We start from the raw sequence: 18,487 nt of genomic DNA on the forward strand, positions 1-18,487 counted from the left end.
GATGTCCGTTGCCTATATGAATCAATACTTCGAGAATCAGGTCAATACGGCCTCTCCCGAGCAGCTGCTGATCATGCTCTACAATGGGGCGATCCGTTTCATCGGCGAGGCCGAAGAGGCGATGGCGAGCAGGAAAATTGCCTATCGCGGCGAACGCATCAGCAAGGCTATCGCCATCCTCTCGGAGCTTTCGGCGACGCTCGATCATGAGATCGGCGGCGAAATCGCGGCCAACCTGGCGGCACTTTACGACTACATGATCCGCACCCTGCTGGCGGCAAATATTCAAGACGACGCGAGCAAACTGGGCGAGGTGCGGGAGATGCTGAGCGGGATGCGCGACACCTGGCTCGACGCCATCGACAAGGTGCGTTCCGAGCAGGCTACCGAGGCTTCCGAGAGCGTCGCAAAAAAGTATGAGGCGGCGCCCGCGGGATATCGCCCCCTGGCCGTCGCCCTCTAACCGGACGGGGGCGCCATGACCGGCACGGATGCATTGTTGCGGCAGACGGTGGAACAATACCGCGAATTGCTGGCGATCTTTGCCTCTCTCGAAGGGCCGCTCGCGCGGGGGGAGCGGGAGTTGATCGAAGAACGGGTCGCGGCGATGGAAGCCTGCCAGGCCGAGGTGCGGGAACTCGATGCGGCGCTGATGGCGCAGGTGACCCGTCAGGGACTGCCGGCCCACCTGCTTCCCTTGGGGCGTGAATACCGGGAACTGCTGGAGCGGGCAAGCGAATGCAACCAGGCGCTTTTGGAGCGGGCGCGGGTCCATCAGGCGTTGCTGGCGGCGGAGCTGGCCGAGCTCAAGGGGAACCAGACCGCCTTGGCCGGTTATCGCCTGCCCGAGGAAAGTCGCGGGCGGGGCTTGAGCGGAAGTTACTGAAAAGGACCGGGGCGGTAAGCTGTCCCGGTTTTTTTTCTTAAGAAAATCGTCTCTTTGGTCGATAAGACAAGCAAGAAGAGATATTCGGCTTCTGCTTTGACCAAGGAGAATTGTTATGTTCGCTCTGCCGAGAATCCTGCCGAAAAAATCCCCGCACGTTTCTTTTGCTTTTACCGAAGAAGCGACCGCGTCGATCTTGGCTTACGAGCCCAGCGACGAGCGCGCCTTCTTTCGCATCGATACGGAAATCGCGGTTCGTTACCGGCCGCTACGCGCCGAACGGCAAAGCCCCGAGCGCCAGTGGCGGGAGGTGAATCTCAGCGGCGGCGGCATCAGTTTCGCGATTGTCGAGCCCCTCTCCGTTGGGGAAAAAGCCTGGCTCGAACTGGAATTTCCCGGCCAGTCGGCCCTGGTGCGCTGCGTCGGAGAAGTTGTCCGGCTGTTCACCGCTGCGGACGGCGCCCGACATGCGGCCTTTGTTTTCGAGACCTTGGCCGCCCGCGACCAGGACCGCATCATCGCCTTCTGCCTGTCTGAACAGCGTAAACAGTTGCGGGAAAAGGTGCGGGTACACATGGTTTGATCGCTTTCGACTTCGTGAGAATTCCATCCATCCCTCCGGTCTCCACCGGGGGGATGTTTTTTCCGACAGCCGGGGCGTTCTGAACTAATGGGTTGCGCGATACCGGCCAATCCGTATACATAAAGGATAGGCTGTGCAAGCCGGGAAAGGGGATGACGATGCGCGTGGATGAACTTCTGGCCCACATGGGGGCCTTGCCCATGGTCAAGGTGGTACTGCCGACCCCCACGGGTTCGGTCTTTCTCGAAGGGAAGGTCGGCAAGGTCGATGAGACCGACTTTGCGCTGGAACTTTTCCCCCATCAGTTGACCCTGGCGGAGCTGACCCCCGGCGTCGAGGCCACGCTCTCCTGCGAGTGGTCGGGGCAGGTCTTTCTCCTGCGTGCCCTGGTGGTCGAGGCCTTGGAGGAGAAATATCTGCGTTTGCAACCGGTCAAGGTCGAGGAACGTCCCCAGCAGCGGGAGTTTTTCCGTATTGATGCCGAAGTTTTTCTCAAGATCTGGCTGGTCGACCACAAAACCTCCGGTCAGCAGGAAGTGCGCCGTCGGCAGATCAATCTGAGCGGCAACGGGCTGCGTTTCGAGGTCGATCAACCCTTGCATATCGGCCAACTGCTCGGACTGGAGTTGGGGCTGCCCGAGGTTGACGGCGAGGTGGCCCAAGGGGTGGGGCGCGTGGTGCGTCTGGTCGAGCAGGGGGAGGGGCGTCAGCAGGCGTCCCTCGAACTGGTGGAGATCGAAGAGACTGAACAGGATAAAATTATCCGTTTCTGCCTGGCCGAGCAGCGCAAGCAGCTGCGCATGCGGGTCAAGGTGCGTTGATTCTGGGACTGAAAGGTCGGATGGGGTAAGACGTGTTTTCGCCGGATGTGCTGACATTGCTGGAGGATTTTCGCGTCGCCCGGGTCGCTCTGACGACTGCGGAGGGGGAGCGGGTGCTGGAGTGCGCGATCCGCTTTATCCCCCCCGACGGGCTCGAAGCCCGTTTTCTCCCCGGCGAGCTGGCTGAAATTCCCCTTGCCGGCGAGCCTCTGTGCCGAGTCTTCTGCGAAGCGGGGCTGTCGACGTTTTCCATCCAGGCGCGGGTCGAGAAGGTGCTCGATGAACATCTCCTTCGCCTGCGCATCGAGGGGGGAAGCAGTCACGGCGATACCCGCCATCATTTCCGGGTCGACGCCCGGGTCAACCTGCGTTTCTGGCCGGTGGGCGGAACTCCGCCGGCGGCGGGGGAGTCGCTGGAAGTGAATCTCAGCAACGGCGGCATGCGCTTCACGACGGCGGCACCCCAGGAGCTGGGGCAGATGCTGAGAGTAGAAATCGGCCTGCCGGGGGAGGAGCTTCCCGTGGCGGCAACCGGCAAGGTGGTTGGGGTCTGGCGGAAGGAAGGGCAAGGGCATGAGGTGGTGGTGAAGTTCACCGAGCTGGCGCCGGAGCAGTTCAGTCGCCTCTCCGAATTTTGCCTGGGCCTCAAGTTCCGCAAGATGTGCGAGCGGGTGGAGTTTCTCGGGTCGCTACTGAAGCCGCGCCCGCCGGAAAAATGATTTCTAAGAACGGCTCTTGACGACCACTGAGACACAAAGATTTCAAGAGAGTCTTGCCTGGCAGATTGAGTTTCTCTTTTCTTCTTGAGGTTTTAACCCTCTGATTTTCCTCTGTGTTCTCTGTGCCCTCGGTGGTGAAATCGTTTTTTCCATAAGATCTAAAAAGCGCCGGTTGTTCGCCGGCGCTTTTCTCTTATCGGCCGGCCTTGTTCAGGCAAAGGCCACGGCGGAGCGGGGATAGGCGAGGTAGGGACGCAGCGGTTTGCCCGGTTTGGCCGGGCGAAGCGGGCGGAACAGTTCCGTGCGGTTGCGCCCCCGCTGTTTGCTCAGATAGAGGGCCTGGTCAGCTTCGCGGAGGAGTTCGGCCGCTTGGGTCAAGCCTTCCGGCCGGGTGCCGCTGATGCCGATGCTGGCGGTGACCGGGATGGTCGCCTGGCCCTCGCGTAGATTCAACGCCATGAGCGACAGGCGGATTTTTTCGGCGACGGCGTAGGCGTTGGCGGAGGTGGTGTCCGGCAGGATCACGGCGAATTCCTCGCCGCCGTAGCGACAGACCAGGTCGGAACAGCGGGTAATTTGCCCCAGGCTTTCGGCGACGGCGCGCAGAACCCGGTCGCCGACGGCGTGCCCGTAGGTGTCGTTGATGTGTTTGAAGTGGTCGAGGTCGATCATCAGCAGGGACAACGGGTTGCGGGTGCGGCGGGTGCGGGAAAGTTCGATCTCCAGGGAGGTATCGAGCTGGGCGCGGTTGTGCAGTCCGGTCAGGGCGTCGGTGCGGGCGAGTTTGGCGAGCAGGTCTTTCTCCTGACGCAGTTTCCGGGTCCGCTCCTGCTGGCGCAGTTGCCGGCGGATGCGAGCTTCGAGTTCGCGCTTGTCGGCACGGAAGGATTGATAATCGGCGGCGCCATGTTCCAGGGCCAGAATCTTTTCTGACAGTTGCTCTTTGTCGGCGAGGGCGAAGACCGGAATGTCGCTCCAGGTTTCGTTCTCTTCGAGGGCACGGAGAAGCTCGCGCAGCGTTTCGACCGTTTCCGGACGCCAGCCGCAGAAGATCATCTCGATCGGATGCCGGCCCAGCTGGGTTTCCGTCTCCGGACGGTCGCCGCTGAAGAGCAGGTCGTCGAAAAGATTCAGGGAGGCGAGCAGGCGTGCAAAAGTCTTGCGGGCTGCCGGGGAAGGGTCGATAATTAAGGCGGTACGGGGCATGGCATACTCCCTGGTAAGTCTGTGTTTGCCTTCTTATCGACCGGTTCGGAAGCGGTCTTTAGGGGAAAATACCGAAACCTTCCTTGTCTCCCACGAATCCAGGGCGAGGGCGGGTCTGGGGAGGAACGGTCCCATTCGCAACGGAGTCATTCATGGCGCAGGATAAACCGGTGGACAAGGCGGTTGCCCTCCTTTACGACAAGGAGCAGGGGGATGCGCCGCGCATTGTCGCCAGCGGCCGCGGCGCCTTGGCCGAGAAGATCGTCGAAACGGCCCGGGCCGCCGGGGTCTACATCATGGAGGATGCCGATCTGGTGGAACTGCTGGCGAAGCTGCCGGTGGGGGACGACATCCCCCCCGAGCTTTATCAGGCCGTCGCGGAAATTCTCGCGTTTGTCTATCGGGTCAATGGCCGCTACTCTGCCGGTGATTGATCGATTTCTTCTCCCCCTTCTTCCTGCCGCAAAATATTTGCTTTTTCCCGTTACATAAAGCAGAATTAACCTTCTTTTCTGCCCGCACAAGCCCTTACGCCGGAGTCTTTTGTGAAAGTCGGTCTGAAAATCACTATTCTGGCGATACTGCCCATTCTGCTGACGGTGCTTATCGCCTTCGGTGTCGGTCTTTATCAGAAGGGGATTCTCCAAACCTTTTTCGGTCATGAAATCGAGGCTCAGGCGCAGAACGAGGCGCGCAAGATCGCCCAGGCCGTCTATCTCATGTGCCGTTCGGCCCAGGAGTCGGTGCAGAAGACCGTCGACACCAACCTGCGGGTTGCCGGGGATGTTCTTGCCCGTGCCGGCAAGGTGAGTCTCGGCCGGGAAAGCCTGCGCTGGGAGGCGCGCAACCAGTTTACCGGCGAGGTGACGGACGTCTTTCTGCCGCCGCTGCTGGTAGGCGGCCGGTGGCTGGGAAAAAACGACGATTTCGCGACCCCTACGGCGGTGGTCGATGCCGTTTGCGATCTGGTCGGGGGGACGGCGACCATCTTTCAGCGCATCAATGACGCCGGCGACATGCTGCGGGTGGCGACCAACGTGGAGGATTCGGAGGGGCGGCGGGCCATCGGCACCTACATCCCCAGCGTCAACCCCGACGGCGACCGTAACCCGGTGGTCGAGGCCGTGTTGCGCGGCGAGACCTTCAGCGGAATGGCGTATGTGGTCAACGACTGGTATCTCACCGCGTATCGGCCGATTTTCGATGAAGCGGGGGATCAGGTGATCGGCGCCCTCTACGTTGGGGTCAAGCAGGAGAATGTCGAAAGCCTGCGCCAGGGGATCATGGATATGGTGGTCGGCAAGACCGGCTACGTCTATGTCCTCGGCGGCAAGGGCGAACACCAGGGGCGTTACATCATCTCCCAGAACGGCGAGCGGGACGGGGAGAATCTCTGGGCCTCACAGGACAGCGACGGGCGCCTTTTCATCCAGGCAATCATCGGCAAAGCTCTCTCCTTGCCTCTCTACCAGCGGGAGGACAACATCCCCGTCGCCTTCGAACGCTATCCCTGGAAGAATCCCGGGGAGACCGAACCCCGGTACAAGGCGGTGGCCATCGCCTATTTCGCCCCCTGGGACTGGGTGATCGGTGCCGGGTACTACGAGAGCGATCTGCGCGAAAGCCAGGAGCGGATGGTCGAGGCGCTGCGCGACATGGGGCGCTGGCTGGGGGGAAGCGCCCTGGTCATGATGCTCCTCGCGATTCCCGTCGGCTATCTGGTGGCGCGAAGCATCAGTTTGCGGGTGGACAGTATTCTCAAATCGGTGACCGACATCCTGATTGCCGTCGATGCGCGGGACCGGGTGCTGCTTCTCAGCCAGGCGGCCGAGGAGTTTCTCGGCATGCCTTTGAAAAAAGCCCGCTTCCGCCCCCTGCGGAAGGTCATCGGCGATCCCGCCGTGCGGCGGCGGATCCTCGCCGCTCTGGAACCGAAGCAGGGAGGGACGCGTTTCGATCTGGAGTTGCCCGGGACCGGCGGTGCCGCCGGGCGCATTCTCGAAGGGCGCACCTCGCGGGTGCATCGACAGGGCAGGGGGGCGGCCGGAACCATCATCATCATGCATGACGTAACCAGCGAGCGGCGCATCGACCGCATGAAGAGCGAGTTCATTTCCACCGCCGCCCATGAATTGCGCACTCCCCTCTCATCCATCGTCGGCTATTCGGAGTTGCTGATCTCCCAGTCCGGGCATCTCACCGAGGAAGAGCGCAAGTCTCTCGACTACATCAATCGCAAGGCCTGGAACCTGTCCAAGATTGTCGATGACCTGCTCGATGTCAGCCGCATCGAATCGGGCCACGCCCTGCCCCTGGAAAAGACCGCCTGCGACCTCAATGCCCTGTTGCGCCAGGCGGTGGCTGCGGCGGGACGTCTGACTGGAAAGCATCGGATTGAACTCCAGGTGGCCGATGAACCGGCTGTGCTCGCGGTGGATGTGGGCAAGATCGAACAGGTTCTCGAAAATATTTTCGGCAATGCCGTCAAGTTTTCGCCCCAAGGCGGGGTAATTCGGGTCACGGGGCGTGACGATGCCGACGAATATCGGATTTACGTCGAAGACGAGGGGATCGGCATGACCCCGGAACAGGTGGAAAAGGTTTTCGACAAGTTCTATCGTGCCGACACGTCCAATACCGCCGTCGAAGGGACCGGCCTGGGGATGAGCATTGTGCGCCATATCGTCGATGCCCACGGCGGGCATGTGGAGATTGACAGTCGGGTGGGACAAGGAACGCGGGTAGTGGTGGGGCTACCCAAGAACGCCTGACGTCTGCCGCTGCAGAGGGAAAACCGGTGTTTTAAAAAAAGGCTTGATTTTTTTTCGGAGGGCATGCAATAGTCCGAAAGCAGAAAAGTTGTACTGAAGCGGAACCCGGACCGATTGATCGTCAGTCAGTTATCAACAACCGCGCAGACCTCTGGCTGGCGGTTTTTTTTTGGGCAAGCCTCTTCGGTGTAACGCACAACGTATCCGTATCGGAACAAAAAGGAGCAGGAAAACAATGGCTGAAGGTACTGTAAAGTGGTTCAATGACGCGAAAGGGTTTGGTTTCATCGAGCAGGACAACGGCCCCGACGTATTCGTGCATTTCTCCTCGATCCAGGGCGACGGCTTCAAGTCCCTGGCCGAAGGGGACCGGGTTCGCTTCGAGGTGACTCAGGGGCAGAAAGGCCCCCAGGCCGCCAACGTAACCAGAATCTAATCCTTTCTGGACATAGCCCCACGCAAAAAGGCTCCCCGGTTATCCGGGGAGCCTTTTTGCGTTTCGTCTTTGGTTTTGGGGCGTGGCTCAGATTCGGCCGGAAAGGCGCAATATCCCTTCCACGGCAAGATAGGATGTAAGAATCAGCGCGAACCAGCCGAAGATCATGATGTAGATCATGGGGCAATCTCCTCTCTATGAAATCAAAATCTCAGTAGGCTTCGTTTTCGCCGTCTTTGGCCACGTCTTCGAGGGAGAGTTTGCCGGCATCCATTGACCGCCAGACATAGGCGATATAGGCGAGGACGACGGGGACGGCCAAGGCGATATAGCTCATCGCGGTCAGGGTGTAATGGCTACTGGAAGCGTTGTAGATGGTCAGGCTGCTTTGCAGATCGACCTTGGAGGGGTAGAAGGCCGTGCCGTTGAAGCCGGCGATGAAGAGCAGGGCCAGCACCACCAGCACCGTTCCCGGACCGGAAAGCCAGATCCCCTGGGTACTTTTCCGGTAATGGGCGAGGTAGACGCCGGCGACGACCAGCAGCAACCCGGCGAGGAGTAGAAGAAGTACGACCGGCATGCCGAGCAGGTTGTCGAGATATTTTCCGGCCTCCAGCGAGACCGCGCCGGTGGCGGCATCGACGGCGTAACCGTCCATGGTGAGCAGACCGCCGAGAATGATGAGCAGGAAGGGCAAGGAACAGAGCAGATTGACGAAGGCCGCCCGGCGGCAGCGCCCCACCAGTTCGTCGTGGTTGAGGTTGTTGGCCAAGTAGAGGGCGCCCAGGGTGCGGGCATTGAAGATCAGAAAAACGCCGAGCGAAATATTGAAAAGGTTGAAGGCGGCTTCCAGCCCGCGCAGGGGGTGCTGCCACTTGACGAAATTGTAGTCGTTGAGCAGAAAGTTCGAGCCGGTGAAAAAGGTGCCGACCGCAGCGCCGATCAGCAGCAGGCCGATGCTGCCGTTGATGAAGAGGAAGGCTTCGTAGGTGCCGGCGCCGAGGAAATTGTTGGGTTTGCGGCGGAATTCATAGCTTACCGCCTGGATGATGAAGGTGAAGAGGATGGCGATCCACACCCAGTAGGCGCCGCCGAAGCTGGTCGCGTAAAAGAGCGGAAAGGCGGCGAAGAGCGCTCCGCCGAAGAGGACCAGGGTGGTGAAGGTCAGTTCCCACTTGCGCCCCAGGGAGTTGATGATCAGGGTCTTCTCCTCGGGCGTTTTGGCGAGGGTGAACATCAGGGTCTGCCCCCCCTGAACGAAGTTCATGAAGATGAAGAGCGCGCCCACCAAGGAGCAGATAATCCACCAGAGTTGCTGCAGTTGAGTCAGTTCCAGGCTGCCGATCATATCAGTTCTCCTCCGGACCGATGGCGATTTGTTTGAGCATGATGCGGACTTCCGCGACGAGAAGCACGGTGAAGAGGAACAGGAACATGAAGAAGGTTCCCGCCACTGTCGCTGCGGTCAGGTTGGAACGGGCTACGCTTACCGGCAGCAGCCCTTGGATGGCCCAGGGCTGGCGGCCGACCTCGGCAACGACCCAGCCCGCTTCCGAGGCGATATAGCCGAGGAAGAGGGAGGCGACGCCGGTGACCAGCAGCCACTTCTGCTCGGCCACCTTGTCGTAGAGGGTAGCGAACACAAAGACCAGAAAGAGGATGGGAAAGAAGATTCCCAGGCCGACCATGATGCGGAAGCTGAAGAAGTTGAGGGCGATGGGGGGGACCGCCTCTTCCGCGCTGTTCAGGTAGCCGTAGCCGAGATAGGGGCTGATCTCCTCAAAGCCGACCAAGGCCTGTTGCGCTGCCGCTTCATTGCCGACCTTTTTCGCCCCCTTGTAGAAGGCGAGCTGTTCCACCGCCTGCTTGCCCAGGGCCATCTTCTCGGTGACTCCCATCACGCCATGCTCGGGGTTGCCGTAAAGCAGGTCGTTGATGCCCGGAACGAAGCTGTTGAAGGAGCGGTTGGTGAGAAAGGAGAGAGCGTAGGGGATGCCCACCGCCTCGTGGAAGGCGGGCAGATCGTCCCCCGGACGTTTGTCGAGATTGGGAATGCCGAAGATCAGCAGGGGCGCACCAACCTCGCCGTCGTAGAGGCCTTCCATGGCCGCCAGTTTCATGGGCTGGACCTGCCCCGCCGTATGCGCCGCCTCGTCACCGGTGAAGGCAACGAAACCGGAGGCGAAAAGGCCGAAGATCGAGGCGACGATGATGCTGCGTTTGGCCATTTCCTGGTGGCGGCGGCGAAGCAGAAACCAGGAGCAGACGGCGACCACGAAGAGGCAGGCAAGCTGGAAACTGGAACTGGTGGCATGGGTGAACTTGCCGACGGCTACCGGCGACAGCAGCACTTCGAAGAAGTTTTCCATCTCGAAGCGGGCGCTTTCCGGGTTGAACTTCATGCCGACGGGGTATTGCATCCAGCCATTGGCGACCAGAATCCACAGAGCCGAGAGGTTGGAGCCGATTGCCACCATCCAGGTGGAGAGCAGGTGGAAACCCTTCGAGACCCGATTCCAGCCGAAGAACATCACCGCGAAGAAGGTTGCCTCGATGAAGAAGGCAAAGATCCCCTCGGCGGCCAGGGGCGCGCCGAAGATGTCGCCGACCATCCACGAATAGTTCGACCAGTTGGTACCGAACTCGAATTCGAGGATGATGCCGGTGGCGACGCCGATGGCGAAGTTGATGGCGAAAAGGGACATCCAGAACTTGGTGATGCGTTTCCAGACCTCATTGCCGGTGCGGACGTAGAGGGTCTCGAAAAAAGCCAGCAGGAAGGAAAGACCCAAGGTCAGGGGGACGAAAATCCAGTGGAACATGGCAGTGAGGGCAAATTGGGCCCGGGCCCAGTTGACCATCGACAGGTCGAGTGCTTCAATCACGGGAGCCTCCTGAGAAAATTTTATTGCCCGGATGCGCTGCCGGGCGGGGTGAGATTGTCGAGAACGTGGGCGGCCCGTTGCTGGGCCGTATTGAAGTTGCGATTGAGGTAGTCGGGGAGGATGAAGTTGGCGAGAGCCAGGAGTACGGCGACCTTGATCAGGACGATTTTCCAGAGGGTGCGCCCCAGGACCATGGCGCGGAAACCGTCCCGATAAAAGTGCCAGATCTTTTTCAGCATGGGTGGAACTCCTGAGTCGTTATTTACTCAATTCGGCAAGACTGACGCCATCGAGAATGGCGCCGACCTGATCCTGTACCCGGTGCCAGACCGGATGCACCGTGCAATGGGCGCTACGGTTGCAGAACCCGTCATCGAGCACGCAGCGGTTGGCGCAGATCGGCCCTTCCACCGCCTCGATCACCTCGCGCAGGCTGATCTCCGCCGCCGGCCGGGCCAAGGTGAAACCACCGCCTGCGCCCCGGCTGGAGCGTACCAAGCCGAGACGCGTGAGCCCTTGGAAGATCTTCGCCAGAAAGCTCTGGGGCACGTCGACGGTTTCGGCAATCTCGTTGACCAGAATGAGCTTCCCCGGCTCTTGGCGAGCCAGGTAGATCATGCCGCGAATCGCATATTCTCCCTTGCGGGTCAGTCCCATCATAAAATTAAAACCCAAAAGATCATTTTTGTCTCATATACCCTCTGTGGCAACGCCTGTCAAGGATCTTTTTGGTCTTTTAAAACGAAAAGAGCGATTTTTTGCGACAAAGCGCGCAAACAATCGGTTTTGCCCTTCGCGGGCGAATTTTCACTTTGGGCTGACTATTAACCGTAAAAAAGGTTATTATGGAGCGAAATTGTCTCTTGTTTGAGTCAAAGCTTATCCCATTCCCGGCGTCACGCAACCGTTGAAGGGAGCCGTCCATGGAACATCTCGACCAGCTGATTCAGACCATTGCCCTGAGCATGGGGGCCGCCTGGGCCAGCGGCATCAATCTCTATGCCGCCATTCTCACTCTGGGCGTGCTTGGAGCCACCGGCAACATGACCTTGCCGCCGGGGCTCGAAGTCCTCTCCGACCCCATGGTGATCTTCGCCGCCGGGGTGATGTACTTTATCGAGTTTTTCGCCGATAAGACTCCCGGGGTCGACACCGGCTGGGACACCATCCACACCTTCATTCGCATCCCCGCCGGCGCCGTTCTGGCGGCGGGCGCCATCGGTGATGTCAGCCCGGCTCTCTCCATCGCCGTTGGGCTGGTTGGGGGCGGGCTCGCCGCCGGCACCCATCTGACCAAGGCCGGCTCGCGGGTCGTGATCAATACCTCACCGGAACCCTTCAGCAACTGGTTCGCTTCTGTCGGCGAAGACGTGCTGGTGATCGGCGGGTTGTGGACGGCCCTCCATTCCCCCTGGCTCTTTGTTGGGGCGTTGATCCTTTTCATTCTGCTGATGATCTGGCTGCTGCCCAAAATCTGGCGGGGGGTGAAAGGGGTGCTCAATGCCGTGGCGCGACTCTTTCGGAAAGAACGGATGGAACTGCCGCCGCCGGAAAGCGGCGGGGATGGGGGGTGACATAAAAAAGCCGGCTTTTGCCGGCTTTTTTCATGTCAGTCGGTCAGGTTGACGGGCTAGGTGGAAGGCAGATGCCGTCGAGACGCTACGGGGTGTGATCGACGACGGCGAGTCCTCCACCGTCTTCCATCCTGCCGCAAGCGACTGTACGGTCAGGACATATTTCTGGGGCGGATTGGATCTTTAAACGGCGCTAAAAAAAGCGCCCGATGAGGCGGGCGCTTTAGCAAAAACGGGGAAGAGGCGAGGAAAATCAGGGAGTCCGCCGGCGAAAAGCCGCAAGGCCGACCAATCCGCTACCGAGAAGAATCCAGGTCGACGGTTCGGGGACGGCGTTGATGGCATTGCTTTGCGCACCGGCGGCATTGAGGTTGTTGCCACAGATAGGAAAGATATCGGAAACATTCCAACAATTCCTGTTGGAATGGTGCTTGTTCCCGCAACTAGAAATCTGCGACAAGATTTGATCGAAGAAGGTGGTGATGTCGGTCGTGTTGTCGTTAAAACAAATTCGGTCATCGTTGTCGCCACATTCCCGAATGTCGATGTTATCCCACCGGTTGCGGGGTGACGTGTTGCCGAAGAACCCCTTGATGCCGCCAGAACCGGCCGGTTGAGGACAGTTGCCAACCTGGTCGAAGGGAGTGTCACACGCGATGAAGGTGGCGTGTCCCGATGGGATGAAGCAGGTCAGAAAGAGTGTCAGGCCCGCCACGACGGCAAAAAGATGTTTCATGGTCCCTCCTTGTGGAAAAAGGCCGATTGTCCTCAGCCTTAGAGTGATTCGATTTTTGTCAGCAAAAATTAGGCCACGTACAAGAGCTCGGAATTAAACAAGTTTTCTCGTTAGCCGGAGGTTTTGTGTAAAGTAGTCCGACGGTGGACCTGGGCTCTATTGCGGTCGGTATCTATTCCGTAAAATTTCACATATTTCTCAACAGGTTATGCGGCTTGTCCAGAGGTAGCGGAAGTGTCGGCCCACCTTACGGTTCTGTCGGTCATTCTTTCACCCCCTGGCGCCGGCTCCGCCGGGGAAGGTCGATGAGAGGGCGGATGGCGGTGACTGCGAAGCGGACCGCAGCGCGGATGGCGCCGGCGGCCCGTTCGCCGGCCTGCTTCTGGGCCCCGGCGACGAGGGTTTCGAAGAGCGGGCCGGAGGTGCTGATTTCCTCCACCCGCAGATAGAGGCGACAACCCCGCCAGAGCAGGGGATTGGCTCCCGGCTCGAAGGCCAGGAAGCAGGCCCGGGGATTGGCGCGCAAATAGGTCAGGCTGCGGTTTTCGCTGAGACCGAGAACCAGAGTCCGTTCATCGGGCATGCGCGCCGAGGCGAAGAGGGCGGCGTTGCTCTCCCCGGTTTCCCCGCTGGTGGCCAGAATCCCGAATCGCCCCGGCTGGTTGATGAATTCCATGGCGTGCGCCGCGTGCATGGTTTTCTCCTTTGATCGATGCTTCCTCCGATACTTTTTATAGGGGAATTCCCGCTTGGCATAAAGTCCGATTTTCATGAATGTTGCCTTTTATCCAGCTTTGTGGCTATTTGAACCCAAATAATTTCCAGGATGAAAAGGCATGCAGGCATCCCGTTCCCGCAATCGCAAGTATCGTTTTCCCATCCGTTCCGGCAATCGCTGCACGATGCTGGTCGATGGCCAGTCCTTTTTTGGTGCCATGCTGGCGAGTATCGCCGGCGCCCGTCGTTACATCTTTTTGGAGATGTATCTGGTCGAATCGGGGGAGGTCGCCGACCGCTTCATCACGGCCCTGATCGCTGCCCGGGAACGGGGGGTGGCGGTCTATCTGCTCTTCGACGCCTTCGGCAGTTTTTATCTGCACCGGCGGGATCGCCTCCAGCTGCGGGCGGCGGGGGTGCATCTCGCTTTCTACAACGTCCTGCGTCTGACCGGCGGGCGCCGCAACCTCTTCCGCAACCATCGCAAGCTGCTTCTGGTCGACGGTGAGATTGCCTATACCGGCGGTGCGGGGATCACCGACGCTTTCGATCCGGCGCTTGATCCTGAGCGCTATTGGCGCGAGGGGATGCTGGCCATTCGCGGTCCCTGCGTCGCCGACTGGCACGCTCTGTTCCTCGGAACCTGGCGGCGCTGGGCGAAAATGCCCATGGCCGAGATCGATCCCCCGGCGGCGCATCCCCTTGCTCAGGGTTTTCCCGGGCGGGTGGCGGTGCATGGCCACAATGTCGCCTCGTCGGAGATCATGCGCTCTTATCTGCGCCATATCGCTAAATGTCGACATCGGGTATGGCTGGCCACGGCCTATTTCGTTCCGCCCTGGAAGTTGCGCCGCGCCCTGCGCCGGGCCGCCCGGCGCGGCATCGACGTGCGTCTGCTGCTGCCCGGCCCCCATTCGGACCGCCCCGAGGTTCGGCACATCGGCAGCCGTTATTACGAGCGTCTGCTGCGGGACGGGGTGCGCATCTTCGAGTACCAGCCCCGCTTCATCCATGCCAAGACAATGCTTTGCGACAGCTGGCTGAGCATCGGTTCAAGTAACGCCGACCGCTGGAATTACCGCTGGAATCTGGAGGCCAACCAAGAGGTTCGAGATCCGGACCTGGCCGAGTCCGTGGCGGCGCTCTTTCAGGAAGACTTTACCGACAGCCTGGAAATTCGCGCCGGCGACTGGCGACGCCGTTCCTGGCGACGACGGCTGCGGGAATGGTTCTGGGGGGAACTGGCCCGTTTCTTCCTTCGGCTCGGTGATCGCTCCCGCGGGCGGGGCGAGCCGCGGGACCGCCCCTGATATATTTTCCGGCGTCGCTAAAACCCACCAACTGGGGCGTTGCTGCCATGGGCTCGCCTTGCATTTGGCGCTTTTAGCTTAGCCGGCCAACCTGATGCTTTTGCGCAAGCATCATTTTTTCGCGACTTATGCTATGGTAAAGGAAAGGCGGCAGGGGGGGGCTTTCCCGTTGCCGAAAGGCGAGAAAGGAGGCCAGCATGCTCAAAAGTGTCGGCAGTGGAGCCTTGGAGCGTTTTCAGACCGAAGCTCGCAAATTACTGGAAAAAACCCATCGGGAAAAGCTGGGGCCGGAAAATGCCGAAGCAAAACCGGGCCGGAGCACGGATCGGGTTTCCTTGGGGAACAAAGCGGCCGAAGGGGTTGGTTACGAGCCCGCCGTGAAGGAGGTGGACATTGGTGCGGCTTACCGGCTGCTGCGTGACCTCGTCGCCCGCAACCTTCAGGAGCAGGGGATTGCGACCCGGGTGGCGACGGGGGGAGGGGAGGTCGATCTGGAGAGCCTCAGCTCTGAGGAGGCTCAATCGCTCATTGCCGAGGACGGCTATTTCGGTGTCGAGCAGACCTCGGAACGGATCTTCCAGTTTGCTGTCGGTATCGCCGGCAACGACCCAAGCCGCATCGACGCCATCCGTAAAGGGATCGCGGACGGCTATCGCCAGGCCGAGGAGGCCTGGGGGGGCGAGCTGCCGGAAATTTCCTATCGCACCAGAGATGCCGTGGAGGAAAAGCTCGACAACTGGCTGGCGGGCTTTAGGGAAGCGCGGTAAGGGATTGCACGGGTTGGAAGGTTTTCCGGCCCGTTGTTTTTTACGCCCTGAATTCTTTTCCCTCGGGCAACTTTCACCATAAAAATCTTCCGTCTTAATCTCCTCTCATGCTATGGTGCGCCTCCATTCTCGACCAGTCCAGGGAGGTCCAGCGATGACCATTCAGCTCAACCAAGATGAAGTGCGGGTACTCGGCTGTTTCATCGAAAAAGAGATGACCACCCCCGAGTATTATCCCCTGACCCTCAACGCCCTGACCACCGCCTGCAACCAGAAGTCGAACCGCGATCCGGCGGTCGCTTTCGACGAGACGACCGTGGTTCGTGCCCTCGACCGCCTGCGCCATCTGGGGCTGGCCATGCAGGCCGGCGAAGGGGGACGGGTGCCTCGTTACCGGCACGCCCTCAGCGTCAAGCTTTATCTCGAACCGGAAGAACTGGCGGTCCTCGCCGAACTGATGCTGCGCGGCCCTCAGACCCTGGGCGAGTTGCGCGCCCGCGCCGACCGTATGCATCCCCTCAAGAGCCTGGATGAGGTGGAGATCATCCTCAAACACCTCGCCGAGCGCAAAGAGCCGTTGGTTATGCAGTTGCCCCGCCAGCCCGGACGCAAGGAAAGCCGTTACACCCATCTCTTCGCCGGAGTGCCGGAAATCAGCGAGGAACCGGCGGCCCCGGCGCCGGAAGCGGCGACCTTGCGGGTGCGGGCGGAGAACGAGCGGCTGGCAGCGCTGGAAGCCGAGGTTGCGGCGCTGCGGGCGGAACTGGAAACCCTCAAGGGGTTGATGGAAGAATTCAAAGCCCAGTTCGATTAACCCGGAAGACGGCGTTGAACCCCTCTCCCTGAGGGAGCGGCGAGCGGCCGATCCCCGCGCTCTTTCGCAACCTGCTTTTCCGCTGGATGGTCTTTGCCCTGCTGATGGGCTTCATGGTCTGGCGCCTGAGTCTCGATCCGACCTCCTGGCGGCACTGGGGGACGGTCTTCTGGTCCATGTGCGCCCTGACCACCGCCCTCGCCGTGATTGTCGGCCTCATCTACCATCCCCGCAGCTGGTGCGCCTTCTGCCCGGTGGGGACTTCGGCCAATGCCTTGGGCGGGCACAAGCAGTCCCTGGAGATTTCCTCCGGTTGCCGCGAGTGCGGCAAATGTGAGAAGGTCTGCGCCATGAACCTGGGAATCGCGCGGCACAAACCAGCCGGCGTGGTCGCCGAGCGCGACTGCCTGCGCTGCTCCGAATGCGTCGCCGTCTGCCCCGCCGCCGCCCTGAAATGGTCCGAGGCGGCTTGATATAGAGAGAATCTCTCGCGACAAAGCGAACGCCCCGCCGGGAAATTCCTGACGGGGCGTTCGCTTTATTCATTCCCTCTCCCTCCGGAAAAAGGGGCCGGCGGGGCGGGTGAGGGCGGCATTTACTGGTAGTGGATCTTTTTTACCCCGTCGATGCCGGCGATGATCCGGCTCAGTTCCCGGCCGATACGCCCCCGGTGCTGGGTAATGATGAAGTGGTAGCGAATGCGCTGGGTGGCGAGATCGAGATCGGATTCAATGTCGGAAATGCACAGCTTGCGTTCGGCGAAAAGCCTTTCCAGAGTGGGAAAGATGTCCGGCTCGGAATTGGCGGTGATGCGCAGATGCAGGTAGCGGTCCTTCTGGATCAGGGGTTCGAGCTTTTTCAGGACGATCAGGGCGAGCAGCGAGAGCAGGGTGGCGACGGTACCAGCGATGAAGAGGCCTATGCCGAAGGCCATGCCGATCCCGGCCGCCACCCACAGGCAGGCGGCGGTGGTCAGGCCGCGCACGGTAAAGCCTTCTTTGATGATGACCCCGGCGCCGAGAAAACCGATGCCGGTGATGATCTGTGCCGCTGCCCGTCCCGGATCGAGGCGCACCACACCGGTTCCGGGAAGGTCGCCGTACTTGAGAAAAAAGGCTTCGGAGACGATCATCATCAGGCAGGAGCCGAGGGTGACCAGCAGATGGGTGCGCAGCCCGGCGGGGCGTCCGTGCTTTTCCCGTTCGATGCCGAGCATGGCTCCGGCTAAGGCGGCGAGGAGAAGTTTTACTAAGATCGCCAGTTCGGTGCTGCCGGAGAGGGTGGCGGCGAAAAACATGACACCTCCTATGGGGGATGAAAATTTTTCTCATTATCGCCGATTCGCCGGGAAAAGAGAAGCCCGGACCCATTGTCATCCCGACGATTAGGGCTTGCGGACGTGCGTGGGCGATTGAGGATTTCCCCCCGGCCGCGCAAATGGTACAATCCCCTACGATTCCATCGCCGCTACGATCCGCGCCTTGGAGGAGCCTATGACCACCGAGTTGCTCAATCATCCCCTGATCGCCGAACGCTATTTCTTTCCTCGTCCCGAACGCATCGCCGAGCCCTACTGGGTCGAAGCGGCAGGGGCGCGGCTGGCCTGTTTTTCCCACCGGGCACATCCCGGTGCGAAGACCCTGGTCCATTTCCACGGCAACGGTGAGACCGTTGCCGATTACCTCGACGGCTTTGTCGACGGCGTCGATGCCCTGGGTTTGAAGCTTTTTCTCGCGGAATTTCGTGGCTACGGGATGTCCACGGGGAGCCCAAGCCTCGGGCGCATGCTCGACGATGTCGAGCCGCTGATCCGCGCGGTCGGCTGCCCCGTGGAGGAGATGGTGCTCTTCGGCCGCTCCGTCGGCTCTCTTTTCGCCATCCACGGCGCGTCACTCTTTCCCGAAGTGGGCGGATTGATCCTCGAAAGCGCCGTGGCCGACCCGCTGGAGCGGTTGCTGCTGCGCATCGCCCCCTGGGAACTGGGCTGCACCGCAGAGGAATTGGCCGCGGCCGTTGCCGAGCGTCTTGATCATCGGGGGAAGCTGGCCGCTTATCGGGGACCGCTGCTGGTGATGCATACTCGCAACGACGAACTTGTCGAACTCAGCCACGGGGAACGCCTCTATCGCTGGGCGGGGGGAAAGAAGCACCTGCATGTCTTTCCCCGGGGCAATCACAACAATATTCTGGCCGTGAATGCCCGAGAGTATTTCGGTCTCGTCCAGAATTTCGTCGCGGGGCTGTAACGCCCCGTCGTATCTA

Annotated in this window: 22 protein-coding genes; 14 read left to right on the plus strand and 8 right to left on the minus strand. The window is 60.5% G+C overall.

All coding sequences use genetic code 11. The features are described 5' to 3' along the window. Position 1: 1 nt before the first annotated feature. From fliS to RBR25_RS06075, 5 genes are all read left to right on the plus strand, one after another. The gene (gene fliS, locus RBR25_RS06055; protein ID WP_432818644.1) at positions 2–463 is read left to right on the plus strand and encodes a flagellar export chaperone FliS; all 462 of its coding nucleotides are present in this window, start codon (positions 2–4) and stop codon (positions 461–463) included. Positions 464–478: 15 nt separating this feature from the next. Further along, on the plus strand, positions 479–886 hold the full coding sequence (locus tag RBR25_RS06060) for a hypothetical protein (protein ID WP_432818645.1): 408 nt from the start codon (positions 479–481) through the stop codon (positions 884–886). Between the two features lie 115 nt (positions 887–1,001). After that, positions 1,002–1,469 carry a PilZ domain-containing protein gene (locus tag RBR25_RS06065; RefSeq protein ID WP_432818646.1) on the plus strand — a complete coding sequence of 156 codons (468 nt, stop codon included), beginning with the start codon at positions 1,002–1,004 and terminating at the stop codon, positions 1,467–1,469. A gap of 152 nt (positions 1,470–1,621) precedes the next feature. Beyond that, entirely contained in the window at positions 1,622–2,290 is a 669-nt protein-coding gene (locus tag RBR25_RS06070) for a PilZ domain-containing protein (protein WP_432818647.1), read from the plus strand. Between the two features lie 32 nt (positions 2,291–2,322). Further along, positions 2,323–3,009 (plus strand): PilZ domain-containing protein, encoded by a 687-nt coding sequence (locus RBR25_RS06075; RefSeq protein WP_432818648.1) that lies wholly within the window; start codon positions 2,323–2,325, stop codon positions 3,007–3,009. A 210-nt stretch (positions 3,010–3,219) separates the two neighbouring features. Here RBR25_RS06075 and RBR25_RS06080 read toward each other — a convergent pair whose 3' ends face one another. After that, entirely contained in the window at positions 3,220–4,215 is a 996-nt protein-coding gene (locus RBR25_RS06080) for a GGDEF domain-containing response regulator (protein WP_432818649.1), read from the minus strand. 152 nt (positions 4,216–4,367) lie between these two features. Here RBR25_RS06080 and RBR25_RS06085 point away from each other — a divergent pair, with 152 nt between their 5' ends. From RBR25_RS06085 to RBR25_RS06095, 3 genes are all read left to right on the plus strand, one after another. Further along, positions 4,368–4,649 carry an EscU/YscU/HrcU family type III secretion system export apparatus switch protein gene (locus tag RBR25_RS06085; protein ID WP_432818650.1) on the plus strand — a complete coding sequence of 94 codons (282 nt, stop codon included), beginning with the start codon at positions 4,368–4,370 and terminating at the stop codon, positions 4,647–4,649. 111 nt (positions 4,650–4,760) lie between these two features. Continuing rightward, positions 4,761–6,986 carry a Cache 3/Cache 2 fusion domain-containing protein gene (locus RBR25_RS06090; protein ID WP_432818651.1) on the plus strand — a complete coding sequence of 742 codons (2,226 nt, stop codon included), beginning with the start codon at positions 4,761–4,763 and terminating at the stop codon, positions 6,984–6,986. A 235-nt stretch (positions 6,987–7,221) separates the two neighbouring features. Then, positions 7,222–7,422, plus strand: a complete 201-nt coding sequence (locus tag RBR25_RS06095) for a cold-shock protein (RefSeq protein ID WP_092057441.1) — start codon at positions 7,222–7,224, stop codon at positions 7,420–7,422. 211 nt (positions 7,423–7,633) lie between these two features. Here RBR25_RS06095 and cydB read toward each other — a convergent pair whose 3' ends face one another. From cydB to RBR25_RS06115, 4 genes are read right to left on the minus strand one after another with little or no spacing between them, the layout of a single operon-like run. Next, positions 7,634–8,770 (minus strand): cytochrome d ubiquinol oxidase subunit II, encoded by a 1,137-nt coding sequence (cydB, locus tag RBR25_RS06100; protein ID WP_432818652.1) that lies wholly within the window; start codon positions 8,768–8,770, stop codon positions 7,634–7,636. Between the two features lies 1 nt (position 8,771). Then, on the minus strand, positions 8,772–10,307 hold the full coding sequence (locus RBR25_RS06105; protein WP_432818653.1) for a cytochrome ubiquinol oxidase subunit I: 1,536 nt from the start codon (positions 10,305–10,307) through the stop codon (positions 8,772–8,774). Positions 10,308–10,327: 20 nt separating this feature from the next. Further along, positions 10,328–10,546, minus strand: a complete 219-nt coding sequence (locus RBR25_RS06110) for a DUF4492 domain-containing protein (protein ID WP_432818654.1) — start codon at positions 10,544–10,546, stop codon at positions 10,328–10,330. Between the two features lie 19 nt (positions 10,547–10,565). After that, on the minus strand, positions 10,566–10,967 hold the full coding sequence (locus tag RBR25_RS06115) for an RrF2 family transcriptional regulator (protein WP_432818655.1): 402 nt from the start codon (positions 10,965–10,967) through the stop codon (positions 10,566–10,568). 263 nt (positions 10,968–11,230) lie between these two features. Here RBR25_RS06115 and RBR25_RS06120 point away from each other — a divergent pair, with 263 nt between their 5' ends. After that, the gene (locus RBR25_RS06120; protein ID WP_432818656.1) at positions 11,231–11,881 is read left to right on the plus strand and encodes a DUF4126 domain-containing protein; all 651 of its coding nucleotides are present in this window, start codon (positions 11,231–11,233) and stop codon (positions 11,879–11,881) included. Positions 11,882–12,134: 253 nt separating this feature from the next. Here RBR25_RS06120 and RBR25_RS06125 read toward each other — a convergent pair whose 3' ends face one another. Together RBR25_RS06125 and RBR25_RS06130 are read right to left on the minus strand one after the other, a co-directional pair. After that, complete coding sequence (locus RBR25_RS06125; RefSeq protein ID WP_432818657.1) at positions 12,135–12,617, minus strand: PEP-CTERM sorting domain-containing protein; 483 nt, start codon at positions 12,615–12,617, stop codon at positions 12,135–12,137. A gap of 262 nt (positions 12,618–12,879) precedes the next feature. Then, on the minus strand, positions 12,880–13,311 hold the full coding sequence (locus RBR25_RS06130) for a pyridoxamine 5'-phosphate oxidase family protein (protein WP_432818658.1): 432 nt from the start codon (positions 13,309–13,311) through the stop codon (positions 12,880–12,882). A gap of 142 nt (positions 13,312–13,453) precedes the next feature. Between RBR25_RS06130 and RBR25_RS06135 the strand changes: the two genes are divergently transcribed. From RBR25_RS06135 to RBR25_RS06150, 4 genes are all read left to right on the plus strand, one after another. Next, positions 13,454–14,644, plus strand: a complete 1,191-nt coding sequence (locus RBR25_RS06135; protein WP_432818659.1) for a phospholipase D-like domain-containing protein — start codon at positions 13,454–13,456, stop codon at positions 14,642–14,644. A 197-nt stretch (positions 14,645–14,841) separates the two neighbouring features. After that, positions 14,842–15,411, plus strand: coding sequence for a hypothetical protein (locus RBR25_RS06140; protein ID WP_432818660.1), 570 nt, complete (start codon positions 14,842–14,844; stop codon positions 15,409–15,411). A gap of 154 nt (positions 15,412–15,565) precedes the next feature. Beyond that, positions 15,566–16,225, plus strand: coding sequence for a YceH family protein (locus tag RBR25_RS06145; RefSeq protein WP_432818661.1), 660 nt, complete (start codon positions 15,566–15,568; stop codon positions 16,223–16,225). Between the two features lie 86 nt (positions 16,226–16,311). Beyond that, positions 16,312–16,698 (plus strand): 4Fe-4S dicluster domain-containing protein, encoded by a 387-nt coding sequence (locus RBR25_RS06150; RefSeq protein WP_432818662.1) that lies wholly within the window; start codon positions 16,312–16,314, stop codon positions 16,696–16,698. A 122-nt stretch (positions 16,699–16,820) separates the two neighbouring features. On the opposite strand, the gene RBR25_RS06155 is transcribed toward RBR25_RS06150, so the two are convergent. Beyond that, complete coding sequence (locus RBR25_RS06155; RefSeq protein ID WP_432818663.1) at positions 16,821–17,522, minus strand: MgtC/SapB family protein; 702 nt, start codon at positions 17,520–17,522, stop codon at positions 16,821–16,823. Between the two features lie 196 nt (positions 17,523–17,718). On the opposite strand from RBR25_RS06155, the gene RBR25_RS06160 reads away from it, so the two are divergent. After that, positions 17,719–18,471 (plus strand): alpha/beta hydrolase, encoded by a 753-nt coding sequence (locus tag RBR25_RS06160; RefSeq protein ID WP_432818664.1) that lies wholly within the window; start codon positions 17,719–17,721, stop codon positions 18,469–18,471. Positions 18,472–18,487: the final 16 nt, after the last annotated feature.

Source organism: Trichloromonas sp. (genome assembly GCF_034006665.1).
Classification (GTDB): domain Bacteria; phylum Desulfobacterota; class Desulfuromonadia; order Desulfuromonadales; family Trichloromonadaceae; genus Trichloromonas.